The organism is Streptomyces sp. SAS_272 (assembly GCF_052543235.1).
In genome coordinates this window covers 25,674-41,812 of sequence record NZ_JBMNDR010000053.1, presented here as the reverse complement: position 1 = coordinate 41,812, position 16,139 = coordinate 25,674, and the positions used below count along the sequence as shown (strand labels likewise).

General features: G+C 72.8%; 15 protein-coding genes. 8 read left to right on the top strand and 7 right to left on the bottom strand.

The window, feature by feature from the left end; translation table 11 throughout:
• Positions 1 to 19 precede the first annotated feature (19 nt).
• The 6 genes from ACN6LD_RS26900 to rsmI form a co-directional block, all read right to left on the bottom strand.
• Positions 20 to 919: a 4-(cytidine 5'-diphospho)-2-C-methyl-D-erythritol kinase gene (locus tag ACN6LD_RS26900; protein WP_445044522.1), complete on the bottom strand. Its 900-nt coding sequence runs from the start codon at positions 917 to 919 to the stop codon at positions 20 to 22.
• On the bottom strand, positions 916 to 1,791 hold the full coding sequence (gene rsmA, locus ACN6LD_RS26895; RefSeq protein WP_319192210.1) for a 16S rRNA (adenine(1518)-N(6)/adenine(1519)-N(6))-dimethyltransferase RsmA: 876 nt from the start codon (positions 1,789 to 1,791) through the stop codon (positions 916 to 918). Before rsmA ends, ACN6LD_RS26900 begins: the two co-directional genes overlap by 4 nt.
• A gap of 241 nt (positions 1,792 to 2,032) precedes the next feature.
• Positions 2,033 to 3,442: a ubiquitin-like domain-containing protein gene (locus ACN6LD_RS26890; RefSeq protein ID WP_445044521.1), complete on the bottom strand. Its 1,410-nt coding sequence runs from the start codon at positions 3,440 to 3,442 to the stop codon at positions 2,033 to 2,035.
• Positions 3,443 to 3,554: 112 nt separating this feature from the next.
• Positions 3,555 to 4,448, bottom strand: a complete 894-nt coding sequence (locus tag ACN6LD_RS26885; protein WP_445044520.1) for a TatD family hydrolase — start codon at positions 4,446 to 4,448, stop codon at positions 3,555 to 3,557.
• 57 nt (positions 4,449 to 4,505) lie between these two features.
• On the bottom strand, positions 4,506 to 4,925 hold the full coding sequence (locus tag ACN6LD_RS26880) for a hypothetical protein (protein WP_445044519.1): 420 nt from the start codon (positions 4,923 to 4,925) through the stop codon (positions 4,506 to 4,508).
• 313 nt (positions 4,926 to 5,238) lie between these two features.
• Positions 5,239 to 6,111: a 16S rRNA (cytidine(1402)-2'-O)-methyltransferase gene (gene rsmI, locus ACN6LD_RS26875; protein ID WP_445044518.1), complete on the bottom strand. Its 873-nt coding sequence runs from the start codon at positions 6,109 to 6,111 to the stop codon at positions 5,239 to 5,241.
• Between the two features lie 63 nt (positions 6,112 to 6,174).
• On the opposite strand from rsmI, the gene ACN6LD_RS26870 reads away from it, so the two are divergent.
• The 3 genes from ACN6LD_RS26870 (at position 6,175) to ACN6LD_RS26860 (ending at position 11,513) form a co-directional block, all read left to right on the top strand.
• Complete coding sequence (locus ACN6LD_RS26870; RefSeq protein WP_445044517.1) at positions 6,175 to 7,926, top strand: dolichyl-phosphate-mannose--protein mannosyltransferase; 1,752 nt, start codon at positions 6,175 to 6,177, stop codon at positions 7,924 to 7,926.
• 126 nt (positions 7,927 to 8,052) lie between these two features.
• Positions 8,053 to 9,687, top strand: a complete 1,635-nt coding sequence (locus ACN6LD_RS26865; RefSeq protein WP_319192198.1) for a penicillin-binding transpeptidase domain-containing protein — start codon at positions 8,053 to 8,055, stop codon at positions 9,685 to 9,687.
• A gap of 143 nt (positions 9,688 to 9,830) precedes the next feature.
• Positions 9,831 to 11,513: a penicillin-binding transpeptidase domain-containing protein gene (locus ACN6LD_RS26860; protein WP_445044516.1), complete on the top strand. Its 1,683-nt coding sequence runs from the start codon at positions 9,831 to 9,833 to the stop codon at positions 11,511 to 11,513.
• Positions 11,514 to 11,632: 119 nt separating this feature from the next.
• Here the strand turns inward: ACN6LD_RS26860 and ACN6LD_RS26855 are convergent, their stop codons facing one another.
• Positions 11,633 to 12,016 (bottom strand): SsgA family sporulation/cell division regulator, encoded by a 384-nt coding sequence (locus tag ACN6LD_RS26855; protein ID WP_319192194.1) that lies wholly within the window; start codon positions 12,014 to 12,016, stop codon positions 11,633 to 11,635.
• 263 nt (positions 12,017 to 12,279) lie between these two features.
• On the opposite strand from ACN6LD_RS26855, the gene ACN6LD_RS26850 reads away from it, so the two are divergent.
• The 5 genes from ACN6LD_RS26850 (at position 12,280) to ACN6LD_RS26830 (ending at position 16,085) form a co-directional block, all read left to right on the top strand.
• Positions 12,280 to 13,347: an energy-coupling factor ABC transporter permease gene (locus ACN6LD_RS26850; protein WP_445044515.1), complete on the top strand. Its 1,068-nt coding sequence runs from the start codon at positions 12,280 to 12,282 to the stop codon at positions 13,345 to 13,347.
• 5 nt (positions 13,348 to 13,352) lie between these two features.
• A complete protein-coding gene (gene cbiQ / locus ACN6LD_RS26845; protein WP_445044514.1) occupies positions 13,353 to 14,114 on the top strand; it encodes a cobalt ECF transporter T component CbiQ in 762 nt (253 codons plus the stop codon).
• Positions 14,102 to 14,923, top strand: a complete 822-nt coding sequence (locus ACN6LD_RS26840) for an energy-coupling factor ABC transporter ATP-binding protein (RefSeq protein WP_319192188.1) — start codon at positions 14,102 to 14,104, stop codon at positions 14,921 to 14,923. The genes cbiQ and ACN6LD_RS26840 overlap by 13 nt, the downstream gene beginning before the upstream one ends.
• A complete protein-coding gene (locus ACN6LD_RS26835) occupies positions 14,920 to 15,390 on the top strand; it encodes a MarR family winged helix-turn-helix transcriptional regulator (protein ID WP_319192186.1) in 471 nt (156 codons plus the stop codon). The genes ACN6LD_RS26840 and ACN6LD_RS26835 overlap by 4 nt, the downstream gene beginning before the upstream one ends.
• 290 nt (positions 15,391 to 15,680) lie before the next feature.
• Positions 15,681 to 16,085 carry an organic hydroperoxide resistance protein gene (locus ACN6LD_RS26830; RefSeq protein ID WP_057579357.1) on the top strand — a complete coding sequence of 135 codons (405 nt, stop codon included), beginning with the start codon at positions 15,681 to 15,683 and terminating at the stop codon, positions 16,083 to 16,085.
• The last annotated feature ends 54 nt before the right edge of the window (positions 16,086 to 16,139 follow it).

Genomic DNA, 16,139 nt, shown 5'->3' with positions numbered 1-16,139 from the left:
CTGAGACCGGGCGGCGGTCTCAGAGGACCGTCGCCCCGGGGACCGGCCCGGACGCCGTCCGCACCGCACTGCACGCGCCCGACGCCCGCAACGCCTCCGCCGTCCTGTGCGCCGACTTCGCGTCCCGCACGAGGAACGCCGTCGTCGGGCCCGAGCCCGAGACGAGCGCGGCCAGCGCCCCCGCCCCGCGCCCCGCCGCCAGGGCGGCGGCGAGTTCCGGGAAGAGCGACAGCGCGGCGGGCTGGAGGTCGTTGGAGACGGTGGCCGCGAGGGCGTCGGGGTCGCCCGCGGCGAGGGCGTCCAGGAGCGCGCCGGAGGCGACCGGTTCGGGGACGTCCGTTCCCCGGGTGAGCCGGTCGAACTCGCGGAACACCGCCGGAGTCGACAGCCCCCGTCCGGCCATCGCGAACACCCAGTGGAAGGCGCCGCCGGTCTCCAGGGCCGTCAGCTTCTCGCCGCGTCCGGTGCCGAGGGCCGCCCCGCCGACCAGGCTGAACGGCACGTCGCTGCCCAACTCGGCGCAGATGTCGAGGAGTTCGTCCCGGGTGGCGCCGGTGCCCCACAGCGCGTCGCAGGCCAGCAGCGCGCCCGCGCCGTCCGCGCTGCCGCCCGCCATGCCGCCGGCGACCGGGATGTCCTTGGCGATGTGCAGATGCACGTCGGGGGTGCGGCCGTACCGCTCGGCGAGGGCGATCGCGGCCCGCGCCGCCAGGTTCGTGCGGTCCAGGGGCACCTGGGCCGCGTCCGGGCCCTCGCAGGTGACGCGGAGCCCGTCGGCCGGGGTCACCGTGACCTCGTCGTACAGTCCGACCGCCAGGAACACGTTGGCCAGGTCGTGGAAGCCGTCGGGGCGGGCCGCGCCCACCGCGAGCTGCACGTTGACCTTGGCGGGCACCCGCACGGTGACGCCGGCGCTCACGCGGAGTCCTTCTGCCGGTGCTCGGCGATCCGGGCGAACTCCTCGACGGTGAGGGCCTCGCCGCGCGCCTGCGGGGAGACCCCGGCGGCGACCAGCGCCGTCTCGGCGGCGGCCGCCGACCCCGCCCACCCGGCGAGCGCGGCCCGCAGGGTCTTGCGGCGCTGGGCGAAGGCCGCGTCGACGACGGCGAAGACCTCGCGCCGGGACGCCGTGGTCACGACCGGCTCGGACCGCCGCACCAGCGAGACCAGCCCGCTGTCCACGTTCGGCGCCGGCCAGAAGACGTTGCGGCCGATGGCTCCGGCCCGCTTGACGTCGGCGTACCAGTTCGCCTTCACGGACGGCACGCCGTACACCTTCGAGCCGGGGCCCGCGGCGAGCCGGTCGGCGACCTCCGACTGGACCATGACCAGGGTGCGTTCGATGCTCGGGAACGTCTCCAGCATGTGCAGCAGCACGGGCACGGCCACGTTGTACGGCAGGTTCGCGACGAGCGCGGTGGGGGCGGGGCCCGGCAGTTCGCTCACGTGCATCGCGTCGGAGTGCACCAGCGCGAACCGCTCCGCGCGCTGCGGCATGCGGGCGGTGATCGTCGCGGGCAGCGCGCCGGCCAGGACGTCGTCGATCTCGACGGCCGTGACCCGGTCGGCGACCTCCAGCAGGGCGAGGGTGAGGGAGCCGAGTCCGGGGCCGACCTCGACGACCACGTCGTCGGGCCGGACCCCCGCGGTGCGGACGATCCGGCGGACGGTGTTCGCGTCGATCACGAAGTTCTGGCCGCGCTGCTTGGTGGGCCGCACGCCGAGGACGGCCGCCAGCTCACGGATGTCGGCGGGGCCCAGAAGGGCGTCGGAAGGGGGGCTGCTGCTCACGGGACAAGGGTACGGGGCTGCGAGGACGCCCCCGCACTCCCGCCGTCCCCGAGCACGGCCCCCGCGCCAGGAAGCGGTCCCCGAGCCCGCAGCCCCCACTCGGGGGGTGCGCCCGCCACGCCGAGGCGCGACCCCGAACCGGGGGTGGGTGCGACCCCGAACCGGGGTGTGGCCGCCTTGCGCCGTCCCGTTGCCGGGGCCGCCGTGCGCCGTCCTGCTGCCGGGCCGCCGTGTGGCGGCGTCAGCCGTGCAGTCGGCGTCCGCAGTGCGGCCAGGGGCTCGCGCCGCGTCGCACGTACAGCTTCTTCGCGCGGAGGGTCTGCTCCGCCGCCGGGGCGTCCTGGGGCCGTCCGCTGCCGCCGAGGCTCTGCCAGGTGCGGGTGTCGAACTGGTAGAGCCCGCCGTAGGTGCCCGAGGAGTCGACGGCGCCGGGCCGGCCGCCCGACTCGCAGGCGGCGAGGCCGCGCCAGTCCAGGCCGTCGGCTCCCTGCACCGACGACGGCAGCGGCTTCGTCCCGACCCGCACGCGTTGCTCGCGCGGCTCGCGCACGATCTCGTCACGGATCCGCCGGGGCTTCTGCCGCACGCCGTTCACTGAGCGCAGGGCGTAGGTGATGCGCCGCAGTCCGGGCTGTCCGGCCCGTTCCACCACCTCCGTGCCCTTGAACAGCGAGGGGTCCTCGGTGCGGCGCACGTGGAACGGGATCTGCTCCTCGCGGACCTCCTGGGAGCCGGTGATCCGCAGCACGGTGACCGTCTGGCCGTCGCGCGGGAAGCTGCCGGGCTCGACGGAGGTGGTGTCCTCGCCGCGCAGGGTGATCCCGGCTGCCGCGACCGCCTCGCGCACGGTCGCCGCGTTGGTGCGGATGGTGCGGGCCCGGCCGTCGGCCATGACGGTGACGGAACGCTCGGTGCGCACGTCCAGCGCCAGCCCCGCGCGTCCGATGCGCTGGGAGCGCGAGACGGACATGTACGCGCCTTCCGCCCGCACCCCGAGCTGGCGGAGCGCCTCCTCGACGGTGTGCGCGGTCGTCCACCACTCGTGCCGCTGCCCGTCAAGGGTGAGCCGGACGGGCCGCCCGTAGTGCACGGTGATCTCGTCGCCGCCGGCGAGGTCCGTGCCCGCGGCGGGTGCGACCACGTCGTGCTCGCCCACCAGCACGCCCTCGTCCGCGAGGAGTTCGCCCACGTCGTCGGCGAAGGTGTGCAGGGTGCGCGGCTTGCCGTCGACGGTCAGCTCCACCGCCTTGTCGTCGGCGACGAACGCGGTGGTGCCGCCGGCCAGGAACGCGACGACGAGTGCCTGCGGGAGCAGCCGGCGCATCGCGGACTCCGGACGCTCGGCGCCGCGTGCCCGGCGCCGGCGCTCGGCCCGCCGCCCCGTGCCCTGCGCCGACGCCTGGGTCGGCAGCGGCGGTTCCGGGAGCGGGAGAACCGGCTCGGTCAGCTGCAGCGTCCGTGGGGGCTCGGCCGGGGCCGGCCGCGCGTCGTACGCCTCGTCCGCCGCGTACTCCTCGTACGAGGGGCGGTAGGTGTCGTCGTACGTCCCGGGCGCCGCGTACACGCCGTACGCGACCGTCTCGGCGTTGTGCAGGTCGACCTGCGTCCCGCCGCCGTACGGCCCGTACTCGAGGTACTGCGAGTTGCTCACGCCGACACTCCAGGGGTGGGGTCCGGATCGGGCCCCCAGAACCTAGCGGAGCGACGGTCACTCTCCAAAGTGGCGCGGCTACCGAGCGTGGTGTTCGACGCGTGTGTGCGGGTCAGTACCCGAACGCGCGTGCCGTGTTGGCGGCGAGAGCGGCGGCCAGGACGTCCTCGTCGACGCCTCGCACGGCGGCCATGGCGCGCACGGTGACGGGGATGAGGTAGGGGGCGTTCGGGCGTCCGCGGTAGGGCGCCGGGGTGAGGAAGGGGGCGTCGGTCTCGACCAGGAGCAGCTCCGCGGGGGCCACGGCGACGGCGTCCCTGAGGTTCTGGGCGTTCTTGAAGGTGACGTTGCCGGCGAAGGACATGAAGTAGCCGGCGCGGGCGCAGATCTCGGCCATCTCGGCGTCGCCGGAGTAGCAGTGGAAGACGGTCCGCTCGGGAGCGCCCTCCTCCTTCAGGACGCGCAGGACGTCGGCGTGCGCGTCGCGGTCGTGGATGACCAGGGCCTTGCCGTGCCGCTTGGCCATCTCGATGTGGGCGCGGAAGGAGCTCTCCTGGGCTTCCTTGCCCTCGGGGCCGGTGCGGAAGAAGTCGAGTCCGGTCTCGCCGACGCCCTTGACGTGCGGGAGCGCGGCGAGGCGGTCGATCTCGGCGAGCGCCTCGTCGAGCGCCCCGGTGCCGCCCGGCGTCCGCGCCCCCTGCCGGGACCGGCCTCCCCCAGGGTCGCCGTGCACGATCCGCGGCGCCTCGTTCGGGTGCAGGGCGACGGCGGCGTGCACGCTGTCGTGCGCCGCCGCCGTCTCGGCCGCCCACCGGGAGCCGCGGACGTCGCAGCCGACCTGGACGACCGTGGTCACGCCGACCGACGCGGCTTTCGCGAGAGCCTCCTCCACCGTGCCCGACTGCATGTCGAGGTGGGTGTGGGAGTCCGCGACCGGCACCCCGAGGGGGGCCGGAAGCGGCGGCGCGGCACTCTTGTCGGCGCGGTCGCCGGCGTTCGAAGACATGCCCCGATCCTACGGAAAGGGCCGGGGAGGGCGCCGCCCTCCCCGCCCGGCGCCCGGCTAGCTCGCCTTGCGGAAGGGGTGCAGCAGGTCGGACAGGTGCCAGTGGTGCTGCGGCTGTCCCTCCGGGCGCCCCTCGGGCTGCCCCTCGGCCGCCGTCACCGGCGCCTGGACCGGTCCGGCCGGGGACGCCTTGCGCTGACGGGCGGCGCTCAGCACCGAGGAGACCTGACCCGCCCGCATGATGCGCACGATGTGCCCGTCGCAGTTCTGACAGGCCGGCCGGCTCAGCGGCGACGGCACGACACGCCCGTTCGCCACGTAGAGGACGAACTCGTGGCCGTCGGCGTCGGTGTGGTGCTCGATCTCGTACGACTGTTCCCAGCCGTGCCCGCAGCGCATGCAGGCGAAGGAGTACGACTCGTTGACGACGGCGCTCGCACCGCCGCGGAGGCCGGTCTGCCCTGTGATGTCACTCATGGCCGCTCCCGTGGTCCGCTGGTGGGACGGTTCACGTCCCGTCGTCCAGTGGACGCCTCCCCCGCGGCGAATGCACTCGACCTGTGCACTGTTGAAGGCGATTTGGGTGTCCCTTGCCCCAGGGCCCGGGGTCCTTTGCCCGCGCATGGGGCGCACGCTCAGACGACATGCGCCCTGCTCAGAGGGGGTGTGAGCCCCTTCACAACACCTCGGTGTCAGCCGTCACAGCACGACCGGGACGGTCCTCACCAGACGCCCGGGGCCGCCCCCGAGGACCACCGGGACAGCCGTCCCCGCGCGCCCGGGACAGCGGTCAGAGCGCACCGGAGTTCTTCGCCGCCACCACCGCGTCGAACACCTCGCGCTTGGGGAGTCCGGCCTCCGCCGCGACCGCCGCGATGGCCTCCTTGCGGCGTTCGCCCGCCTCCTCGCGCACCCGCACGCGCCGCACCAGTTCCGTCGCGTCGAGCTCCTCGGGCCCGCGTTCCGGCGCGCCGGTCACGACGACGGTGATCTCGCCCCGCACGCCCTCGGCCGCCCACTCCGCCAGTTCGCCGAGCGGACCGCGCTTCACCTCTTCGTACGTCTTGGTCAGTTCACGGCAGACGGCGGCGCGCCGGTCCGCGCCGAACACCTCGGCCATCGCGGCGAGGGTGTCGTCGAGCCGGTGGGGGGCCTCGAAGTAGACGAGCGTGCGGCGCTCGTCGGCGACGTCGCGCAGCCGCGACAGCCGTTCGCCCGCCTTGCGCGGCAGGAACCCCTCGAAGCAGAACCGGTCGACGGGCAGCCCGGACAGGGCCAGCGCGGTGAGCACCGCGGACGGGCCGGGGACGGCGGTGACGCGGACCTCCCGCTCCACGGCGGCGGCGACCAGCCGGTAGCCGGGGTCGGAGACCGAGGGCATCCCGGCGTCGGTGACCAGCAGCACCCGTGCGCCGCCGACGAGTTCCTCGACCAGTTCGGGTGTGCGGGCGGACTCGTTGCCCTCGAAGTAGGACACCACCCGTCCCTTGGGCGTCACGCCCAGGGCCTGGGTCAGCCGGCGCAGCCTGCGGGTGTCCTCGGCGGCGATGACGTCGGCGACCGTCAGTTCCTCGGCGAGGCGCGGCGGGGCGTCCGCGACGTCGCCGATCGGCGTGCCGGCGAGGACGAGGACTCCGGGGGCGGTTCGGGGCGTAGCTGTCACGTTTCCATCCTCGCAGGGCGAGAGACACGGGACTCACACAGAGGTGTTCCCTACGATGGCGCGGTGACCAGTACCGCGTCCTCCATGGACTCCACGGACTACAGGCAGGACCCGGCGCCGCACGACCGGCGGCCGCCGTGGCAGCAGCGGCTGCGCCGTTTCGGCCACCCGGCGCAGTCCTCCGCCGATGTCCGGGAGCGTCTGCTGCCGCCGTTCGCGCAGCCCGGCCCGCGGCTGTGGCAGGCGCTCGGCGTCCCGTACGGGTGGGCGGACCGCATCGTCCGCTGGTCGCCCTGGCTCGGTCCGCTGCTGGTCACGCTGCTGGCGGGCGTGCTGCGGTTCTGGCGCCTGGGCAGCCCCAGGGCGGTGATATTCGACGAGACGTACTACGCGAAGGACGCGTGGGCGCTCGTCCACCGCGGGTTCGAGGTCAACTGGGACAAGAACGCCAACGACGCCATCCTCTCCTCGGGCGGTCATGTCACGATCCCTGGGGACGCGGCGTACGTCGTGCATCCGCCGGTCGGCAAGTACGTGATCGGGCTCGGCGAACTGCTCTTCGGGTTCGATCCGTTCGGCTGGCGGTTCATGACGGCGGTGCTCGGCACGCTCAGCGTGCTGATGCTGTGCCGGATCGGCCGCCGCCTCTTCCGCTCCACGTTCCTCGGCTGCCTCGCGGGCGCGCTGATGGCGGTGGACGGCCTGCACTTCGTGATGAGCCGCACGGCCCTGCTCGACGGGGTGCTGATGTTCTTCGTGCTGGCGGCGTTCGGCTGTCTGGTGGCCGACCGGGACTGGGCGCGCGCCCGGCTCGCCGCGGCGCTCGAGCCGGACGCGGACGGCCGCTGCCGCCCGGACGCCCACATCGCGGAGACGACCCGCATCGGGTGGCGCCCCTGGCGCTGGGGGGCGGGCCTGATGCTGGGCCTGGCCATCGGCACGAAGTGGAACGGCCTGTACATCATGGTCGCGTTCTGCCTGATGACGGTGTTGTGGGACGTCGGCTCGCGCAAGGTGGCGGGCGCCCGGCGTCCGCTCCTGGCGGTGCTGAAGCGGGACACGGGCTTCGCGTTCCTCGCGACGGTGCCGGTCGCGCTGGTCACGTACCTGGTGTCGTGGACGGGCTGGATCCTGTCCGCCACGGACGGCAAGGGCGGTTACTACCGCAACTGGGCGGCCACCGACGGCAAGGGCGGCAGCTGGACGTGGCTGTTCCCCGACTGGTGGCGCAGCCTGTGGCACTACGAGCACGAGGTGTACGAGTTCCACACCCACCTCACGTCGCCGCACACGTACCAGTCGAACCCGTGGAGCTGGCTCGTCCTGGGCCGCCCGGTCTCCTACTTCTACGAGTCCCCGGCGCCCGGCGCGGACGGCTGTCCGACGGACGCGGGCGAGAAGTGCGCGCGCGAGGTGCTGGCCATCGGCACCCCGCTCCTGTGGTGGGCGGCCTGTTTCGCGGTGCTGTTCGTGCTGTGGCGCTGGCTGTTCCGTCGTGACTGGCGTGCGGGGGCGATCGTCTGCGGCATCGCGGCCGGCTACCTGCCGTGGTTCATGTACCAGGAACGCACGATCTTCCTCTTCTACGCCGTCGTCTTCCTGCCCTTCCTGTGTCTGGCCGTGGCCATGATGATCGGCGCCCTCGTCGGTCCCCCGGGCTCCAGCGACACCCGCCGCGTCGCGGGCGCCACGGGCGCGGGCGTCCTGGTCCTCCTGATCGCCTGGAACTTCATCTACTTCTTCCCCCTGTACACCGGCCAGGCCATCCCGATCGACGACTGGCGTTCACGTATGTGGCTGGACACATGGGTCTAACGATTGCGGAAACTCCCGCCCCGTGCGCCACGTCAGCGCTTACTGTGAGGCTGAGCGCGGTTTTCTGAACGCGTTCAGAAAAGACCCGCGAGGGTCGCCACGGGGATGACGGGGAGGACGCGGACCATGCGCAAGGGGGCCAAGGCGGCCATAGTCGGCTCGGTGTTCGCCGTGATGGTGGGCGGGGCCGGCTACGGGGCGTACAACGTCGTGAACGCGCTGAGCGACACGGGCGGGAGCGGCGGTTCGGGAGGCGCCGAGCCGGTGGCCGTGAAGAGCGGGCCACCGAGCGACTCCGAGGTGAAGGACACCAGCGCCGCGTTCTTCGCCGCCTGGGCGAAGGGGCAGGCCAGCGCCGCCGCCGATCTCACCAACAACGCGGCGAAGGCCGGGCCGCTGCTGACCTCGTACGGCCAGACCGCGCACATCACGGGCGTGAAGATCACACCGGGCAGAGCGGCCGGCGACAGCGTGCCCTTCTCCGTGCAGGCGACGGTGTCGTTCGACGGGAAGTCCAAGCCGCTCGCCTACCGGAGCCGGCTGACGGTCGTGCGGGGCGTCACCACCGGCAAGGCGCTCGTCGACTGGCAGCCGTCGGTCGTCCATCCCGCGCTCAAGAACATGGACGACACCCTGGTCACGGGCGACTCGTCGGCGCCGTCGATCGAGGCCGTGGACCGGGACGGCAAGGTGCTGACGAAGGAGAAGTACCCCTCCCTCGGTCCGGTCCTGGACCAGTTGCGCGCCAAGTACGGGGCGAAGGCGGGCGGGACGCCGGGCATCGAGCTGGCGATCCGGCACGCCGCCGCCGAAACCGCCGACACCCCGCTGCTGACCCTCGCCGAGGGCAAGGCGGGCAGGCTCCCCACCACCCTCAGCGCGAACGTGCAGGCGGCGGCGGAGAAGGCGGTCCAGAAGTACCCCGAGTCGTCGGTGGTGGCGGTCAAACCGAGCACGGGCGAGATCCTGGCCGTCGCCAACAACCGCGCCGACGGCTGGAACGCCGCGTTCCTGGGCGAGGTCGCGCCCGGCTCCACGATGAAGATCGTCAGCGCGGCCACCCTCATCGACAACGGGCTCACCACCGCGAACGGTCCCGCGCCCTGCCCCTCCTCGGCCGTCTCCGAGAGCCAGACCTTCAAGAACATCAAGGGCATGAAGCCCGACGAGGGGGCGACTCTCTCCGAGAGCTTCGCCCGCTCCTGCAACACGGCGTTCGTGAAGTTCGCGGACGAGGTGAAGGTCGACTCGCTGACGAACGAGGCCCGGGACCACTTCGGCATCGGCCTCGACTGGCAGACCGGCGTCCCGTCGTTCGACGGCTCCGTCCCGGCGGCCGGCGGTCCGGACACCGCGGCAGGTCTGATCGGTCAGGGCAAGGTCCAGATGAACCCGCTGAACATGGCCTCGGTGACCGCGACCGCGATGACCGGCGCCTTCCGGCAGCCGGTGATCGTGCCGCTGAGCCTCGACGGCCGCGACCCGGCCCACGCGAAGGGGCTGTCCGCGGGCACCGTCCAGCAGCTGCGCTCCATGATGAACCGGACCGCGACCAGCGGCACCGCGGCCCCGATCATGGCCGGTCTGAGCGGCCGCATCGGCGCGAAGACCGGCTCCGCCGAGGTCGACGGACAGGCCCGGTCCGACAGCTGGTTCACCGGCTACCGGGGCGATGTCGCGGCCGCCGCCATGACCCAGGACGGCGGCCACGGCGTCGACGCGTCGGGGCCGATCGTCGTGGAGGTGCTGCGGGTCGGCTGAACCGGAACCGAAGTGGCCGACGTCACCTATGACGTCACACCCACAGGACGGGACTCTAGGCTGTTGCCGTCGTTGGGGTCGGTGAGGGCAACGAGGGCAGCGGGGCGGGGGGAAGCCCCAGGGGATCCGGAGGATCGCACGCAGTGGGCAAGAGAAGGCGCGTCGAAGAGCAGCGCGGCAAGCGGCGTCCCGCCGTGGCCGGAGGCATGATCGCCGTCGTGGTCGCGGGCGCCGGGTTCGGCGCCTACGCGCTGTACGGCGGCGGCGGGGCGGCGGCCGACGACGGTTCCGCCGCGGCCGCCAACGGCAAGCAGGTGCCGCGGGTCAGGGCAGACCCGCCGTCGGCGGCCGAGGCCAAGGCCGTGGCCGAGCGGTTCCTCACGGCCTGGCAGGGGGGCAAGGTGGCCCAGGCGGCCGCCGCCACGGACGACGCCGCGGCCGCCTCCGCCCTGCTGACCGGCTACGGCAAGGACGCCCATGTCGTGGGCGTCGCCCTCGGTGCGGGCGAGGCCAAGGGCGCCAGGGTCCCGTTCTCGGTGAAGGGCACGGTGACGTACAAGGACGTCAGCAAGCCGCTGTCGTACGCCAGTGCGCTCACCGTGGTCCGCAATCCGAAGAACGGGAAGGCGCAGGTCGACTGGCACGCCGCGGTCGTCCACCCGGACATGCAGGACGGCGACCGGCTCGTCACCGGCGCGTCGGGGACGCCGCCGGTCAAGGCCGTCGACCGCGACGGCGGTGAGCTGACGACCGCGAAGTACCCCTCCCTGGCGCCGGTGCTCGACGGACTGCGGGAGAAGTACGGCAAGAAGGCCGGCGGCAAGGCGGGCGTCGAGCTCCAGGTCGTCCGAGGCAAGGCCGCCAAGGCGAAGAAGGCCTCCGACAAGACGCTGCTGGAGCTCAGCAAGGGCACGCCGGGCACCGTGAAGACCACGCTGAGCCCGGCCCTCCAGGCGGCCGCCGAGCAGCAGGTGGCGAAGACCGCGAAGTCGTCGGTCGTCGTGCTGCGCCCCTCCACGGGCGAGATCCTCGCCGTGGCCAACGCCGGTCACGGCTTCAACACCGCGTTCAACGGCTCGCTGGCGCCCGGCTCCACGATGAAGGTCGTCACGTCGTCGCTGCTCATCGAGAAGGACCTGGCGTCGGCGGACAAGACGCACCCCTGCCCCAAGACGTTCGCCTACGGCGGCTGGAAGTTCCACAACGACGACGACTTCGAGATCACCAAGGGCACGTTCAAGGCGAGTTTCGCGCGCTCCTGCAACACCGCCTTCATCAGCCAGGCGCCGGAGCTGGACGACGACAGCCTGACCAAGCAGGCGCAGCAGGTGTTCGGTCTGTCGATGAACAACTGGGCGATCGGCGTCCCGTCCTTCGACGGTTCGGTGCCGGTGCAGTCGAAGGCGCAGATGGCGGCCTCGCTGATCGGTCAGGGCGGGGTCCGGATGAACCCGCTGAACATGGCCTCGGTCGCCGCGACCGTGAAGTCGGGCTCCTTCCACCAGCCGTACCTGGTCGCCCCGTCCGTGGACGGCCGCACGCTGGCGAAGGCCTCACGCACGATGTCGGCGGCCACGCTGTCCCAGCTGCGGGAGCTGATGAACTACACCGCCGCGGCCGGCACCGCCGCCGAGGCGATGTCCGGCCTCGGCCCCGACTACGGCGCCAAGACGGGCTCCGCCGAGGTCGACAACCAGGACAAGCCCAACGGCTGGTTCACCGCCTACCGCGGCGACCTGGCGGCCGCGGGCGTCGTCCAGGCGGGCGGCCACGGCGGGGACACGGCCGGCCCGATCGTGGCGTCGCTGCTGCGGCTGGGCGGCTGACAGCCCGGACCGCGCGTACGGACGGCGGACCCGTTCCCGCGGCCCCGAAGCCCTCCGGGGCTTCGGGGCCCTCTCGGCGGGGCCTTCGGAAGGGCAGCCTCGGAGGCGTTCAACCCGCCCTAGTGGCTGACGGTCTGCTGCCGCGACGTGGCCGGGGCCTTGGCGGCGGTGGCCGTGTAGGTGCGGCGCAGGAACCGCAGCAGCGTCTTCGACTCGAACTGGACGACCGATACGCCGTGCGCGGAATGGAACTCCACGATCGCCTGGACGCGCCCGCACGGCCAGACCCGGACCTCTCCGGTGCCGGTCGGGGCGCGCAGGCCCTGCTCGAGGAGCGTGCGGGAGAACGTCCACTCGTGCCGGTCGGGCAGTCCGACCCGCACCGATCGGGGGTCGCTGTCCGGGTCGTAGCGCAGGACGACGGGAACGGCCGTCCGTTCCTCCTCGACCTGATCGGCGTCGGTGACGATATGGGCTCGCGCGTACTGTTCGACTACGGACATCGGCCGACCCTCTCACGCAGCGTGACCTGTGCGGAAGCTGTGCGTCCACTCCCCTCCAATGTCCCACATTTTCCGCAATACGCTCCTTCGAGCAGGCGTATCTCATGTGTGCGATGCACGGCAGATGCATCGCGATGCACGGCAGACGAGCGGGAGACGCGCGGGAGACGCGCGGCGACGTGCTCCGGCGCGCTGCGATGCTCTGCGATGCACAAGCTCCTCGCTCTTGCGAACGATTCGCATCAAGCCACTATCATCGTCGGGTGCACGTACCCGACGGATTCATCAACGCCCCGACCTCCGCCGTGACCGCAGTCGTCGCCGCCGGCGCCATCGCCGTGAGCCTGCGGGGTGCTCGGCGCGAGCTCGACGACCGGACCGCGCCGCTGGCCGGCCTCGTCGCGGCCTTCATCTTCGCCGTGCAGATGCTCAACTTCCCCGTCGCGGCGGGGACCAGCGGCCATCTGCTCGGCGGTGCGCTCGCCGCGATCCTGGTGGGCCCCTTCACCGGGGTCCTGTGCGTGTCCGTCGTCCTGCTCATGCAGGGCGTCCTCTTCGCCGACGGCGGACTCACCGCCCTCGGCGTGAACATCACCGACATGGCCATCGTGACGACGGTCGTCGCGTACGCCGTCTTCCGCGGCCTGGTGAAGGTGCTGCCGCGCAGCCGCCGGTCCGTCACGGCCGCGTCCTTCGTCGCCGCCGTGCTGTCCGTGCCCGCCGCCGCCGTGGCCTTCACGTTCCTGTACTGGATCGGCGGCACCACCGACGTGGCCATCGGCAAGGTCGCCACCGCCATGATCGGCGTGCATGTGCTGATCGGCATCGGCGAGGCCGTGATCACCGCGCTGACCGTGGGCGCCGTGCTCGCGGTGCGGCCGGACCTCGTCCACGGCGCACGCGACCTGCGGCAGACCCTCCGGCTGCGGGTGAACGGCGAACTCGTCGACGCCCCGCCGGCCGACAAGGGCCCCGCGGGGCCCGCCGTCCCGGTGGCGGCGCGCACGTCCCGGCGCACGCTGTGGGCGACGGGCCTGGTCACCTCCCTCGTGCTGGCCGGATTCGTCAGCTTCTACGCCTCCGCGAGCCCCGACGGCCTGGAGAAGGTCGCCGCCGACAAGGGCATCGACGCGAAGACCGGGAAGCACGCGGCCTCCGACTCCCCGCTCGCCGACTACGGCGTCAAGGACGTGACGAACGCCCGCCTGTCCGGCGGCCTCGCCGGCGTCATCGGCGTCGGCGTGACCGTCGTCGGGGGCAGCGCGATGTTCTGGGCGGTGCGCAGGCGACGCGGCGCGGACGCGTCGCCCACGGTCGTAGAGAACGTCTGACGGCCATGGGAGCAGGTCACGCGCACCGGCTCTACCTGCACGGGCACTCGCCCGTGCACGGTCTGCCGCCGCACACCAAACTGGCCGCCGTCCTCGCGTTCGTGGTCGTCGTGGTGTCGACGCCCCGGGAGGCGATGTGGGCGTTCGGCCTGTACGCGCTGCTGCTGGGCTTCGTCGCGCGTCGCGCGCGCGTGCCCGCCGGCCTCCTGCTGAAGCGGCTGCTGATCGAGGCGCCGTTCGTCGCGTTCGCCCTGCTGATGCCGTTCGTGGCGGAGGGCGCACGGGTGGACGTCCTCGGACTGTCCCTCAGCGTCGACGGACTGTGGGGCGCCTGGAACGTGCTCGCGAAGGGCACCCTGGGCGTCGCCGCGTCCGTGCTGCTGGCGTCGACCACCGAACTGCGCGAGCTGCTGCTCGGGTTGCAGCGGCTGAGACTGCCGCCGCTGCTCGTGCAGATCGCCTCCTTCATGATCCGCTACGGCGACGTCATCACGGACGAGATGCGGCGCATGCGGATCGCCCGGGAGTCACGCGGCTTCGAGGCCCGGGGAGTGCGGCACTGGGGGGTCCTCGCGAAGTCGGCGGGCGCGCTGTTCATCCGCTCCTACGAGCGCGGCGAACGCGTCCACCTGGCCATGATCAGCCGGGGGTACGCGGGTTCCATGCCGGTGATCGACGAGGTGACCGCGTCCCGGGCCCAGTGGTCGTACGCGCTGACCCTCCCGTTCACCGCTCTCGTCGTCTGCGTGTTGGGATGGGCCCTGTGACTGATGTGACGCCATCCCCCGACCTGACGGCCTCCCCCGGCGCGACGCCCTCCTCCGACGCGACGCCCTCCCTCGACGTGGCCGGCCTCGCCTTCGCCTACCCTGACGGCCACCAGGCCCTGTTCGGGGTGGACTTCTCCGTCGCGCGCGGGGAGCGGGTCGCGCTGCTCGGGCCGAACGGCGCCGGCAAGACGACGCTCGTGCTGCACCTCAACGGCATCCTGACCGGCGGAACCGGCACGGTGACGGTGGCCGGGCTGCCCGTGGACAAGCGGCACATGGCCGAGATCCGGCGCAAGGTCGGCATCGTCTTCCAGGACCCGGACGACCAGCTGTTCATGCCGACCGTCCGCGAGGACGTGGCGTTCGGTCCGGCGGCCGCAGGACTGAAGGGGGCCGCGCTGGAGGCGCGGGTCGACCACGCGCTCACGCAGGTGGGCATGGCGGAGTTCAAGGACCGTCCGCCGCACCACCTCTCCTTCGGGCAGCGGCGCCGGGTGGCCGTCGCGACGGTCCTCGCGATGGAACCGGAGATCCTCGTCCTGGACGAGCCGTCCTCCAATCTCGACCCCGCCTCACGCCGCGAACTGGCGGACATCCTGCGGGCGTTGGACGTCACGGTGCTGATGGTCACGCACGACCTGCCGTACGCCCTGGAGCTCTGCCCGCGCGCCCTGGTCCTCAGCGAGGGCGTGATCGCGGCGGACGGCCCGACGGGCGAGCTGCTCGCCGACGACGCCCTCATGCGCGCCCACCGTCTGGAGCTGCCCTTCGGGTTCGACCCGCGCTCCGCGACAATGGGCGCGTGACTGACGAGGAACCCGCCGCCGACCGTTCGCTGCTGCTCCTCGACGAGCAGCTCTGCTTCGCGCTGTACGCGGCCCAGCGCGCGGTGACCGCCGCCTACCGGCCGCTGCTGGACGAGCTGGGCCTGACCTATCCGCAGTACCTCGTGCTGCTGGTGCTGTGGGAGCGCGGCGAGACGAGGGTCAAGGACCTGGCGTCGGCGCTGCGGCTGGACTACGGCACGATGTCGCCGCTGCTGAAGCGCCTGGAGGCGGCGGGGCTGGTGCGCCGGGAGCGCGCGGCGCACGACGAGCGCTCGGTGCTGGTGGCGTGCACCGGCCCCGGCGAGGAGCTGAGGAGGCGCGCGGAGCGCGTCCCCGAGGCGCTGCTCGCGTCGACGGGACTGGAGACGGCGGAGATCGCGCGGCTGCGCGAGGAGCTGTGGGGTCTCGCCGAGCGGGCACACCCGACGGCGGACCGCACCCACTAGGACCCACCCTCTGCGCGCCCGCGGGGACCCGCCCCCGTGCGCCCGCCGGGCCTCTTGTGCGGCGGCCTGTCCGGCCGGCCGGACAGGCCCGCGAACGAACCGAAGTTACCGCGGGTTACCTGGCCCTGCCGGGGACGCGCCTACCTACCGGCCGGTACCTTGTGCACGATGTAATTGGGGAAGATGTTTGGGGAGGGACCGCCGTGACAGAGGGCGCCGCAGCCGGTACGACCGAGACCGCCGGGACGGACGGGACGGCCGGTACCGCCGACACCCGTCCGACGAAGATCATGTACGTCGCCGAGGCCACCGCGCACGGGGGCCGCGACGGCTTCGTGACCAGCCAGGACGGCCAGATCGAGCTGAAGGTGGCGATGCCGCCGCAGCTGGGCGGCGACGGCAACGGCACCAACCCCGAGCAGCTCTTCGCGGCCGGCTACAGCTCCTGCTTCCACAACGCGCTGATCCTGGTCGGCAACCGGGCGGGCTACGACCTGACGGGGTCGACGGTGGCGGCGAAGGTCGGGATCGGCCCCAACAGCACCAAGGGCTACGGGCTCGCGGTGGCGCTCAGCGTCTCGCTCCCCGTCCTGGACCCGGGCCTCGCGGAGAAGCTGGTGGACGCGGCGCACCAGGTGTGCCCGTACTCGAATGCCACCCGCGGCAACATCGATGTAACGATCATTCTCGGCTGACGTGGCGTAGGAATCGCAGGCTCGCCCAGGGCGTTCCCCGAAGAGTCGAAGGCG

Coding starts and splice junctions, on each gene's coding strand:
- ACN6LD_RS26885 (WP_445044520.1), bottom strand. CDS start 4,448: ATGTCTTCGAACGCCGGCGACCGCGCCGACAAGAGTGCCGCGCCGCCG.
- ACN6LD_RS26880 (WP_445044519.1), bottom strand. CDS start 4,925: ATGAGTGACATCACAGGGCAGACCGGCCTCCGCGGCGGTGCGAGCGCC.
- ACN6LD_RS26865 (WP_319192198.1), top strand. CDS start 8,053: ATGCGCAAGGGGGCCAAGGCGGCCATAGTCGGCTCGGTGTTCGCCGTG.
- ACN6LD_RS26855 (WP_319192194.1), bottom strand. CDS start 12,016: ATGTCCGTAGTCGAACAGTACGCGCGAGCCCATATCGTCACCGACGCC.
- cbiQ (WP_445044514.1), top strand. CDS start 13,353: ATGGGAGCAGGTCACGCGCACCGGCTCTACCTGCACGGGCACTCGCCC.
- ACN6LD_RS26840 (WP_319192188.1), top strand. CDS start 14,102: ATGGGCCCTGTGACTGATGTGACGCCATCCCCCGACCTGACGGCCTCC.
- ACN6LD_RS26830 (WP_057579357.1), top strand. CDS start 15,681: ATGTACGTCGCCGAGGCCACCGCGCACGGGGGCCGCGACGGCTTCGTG.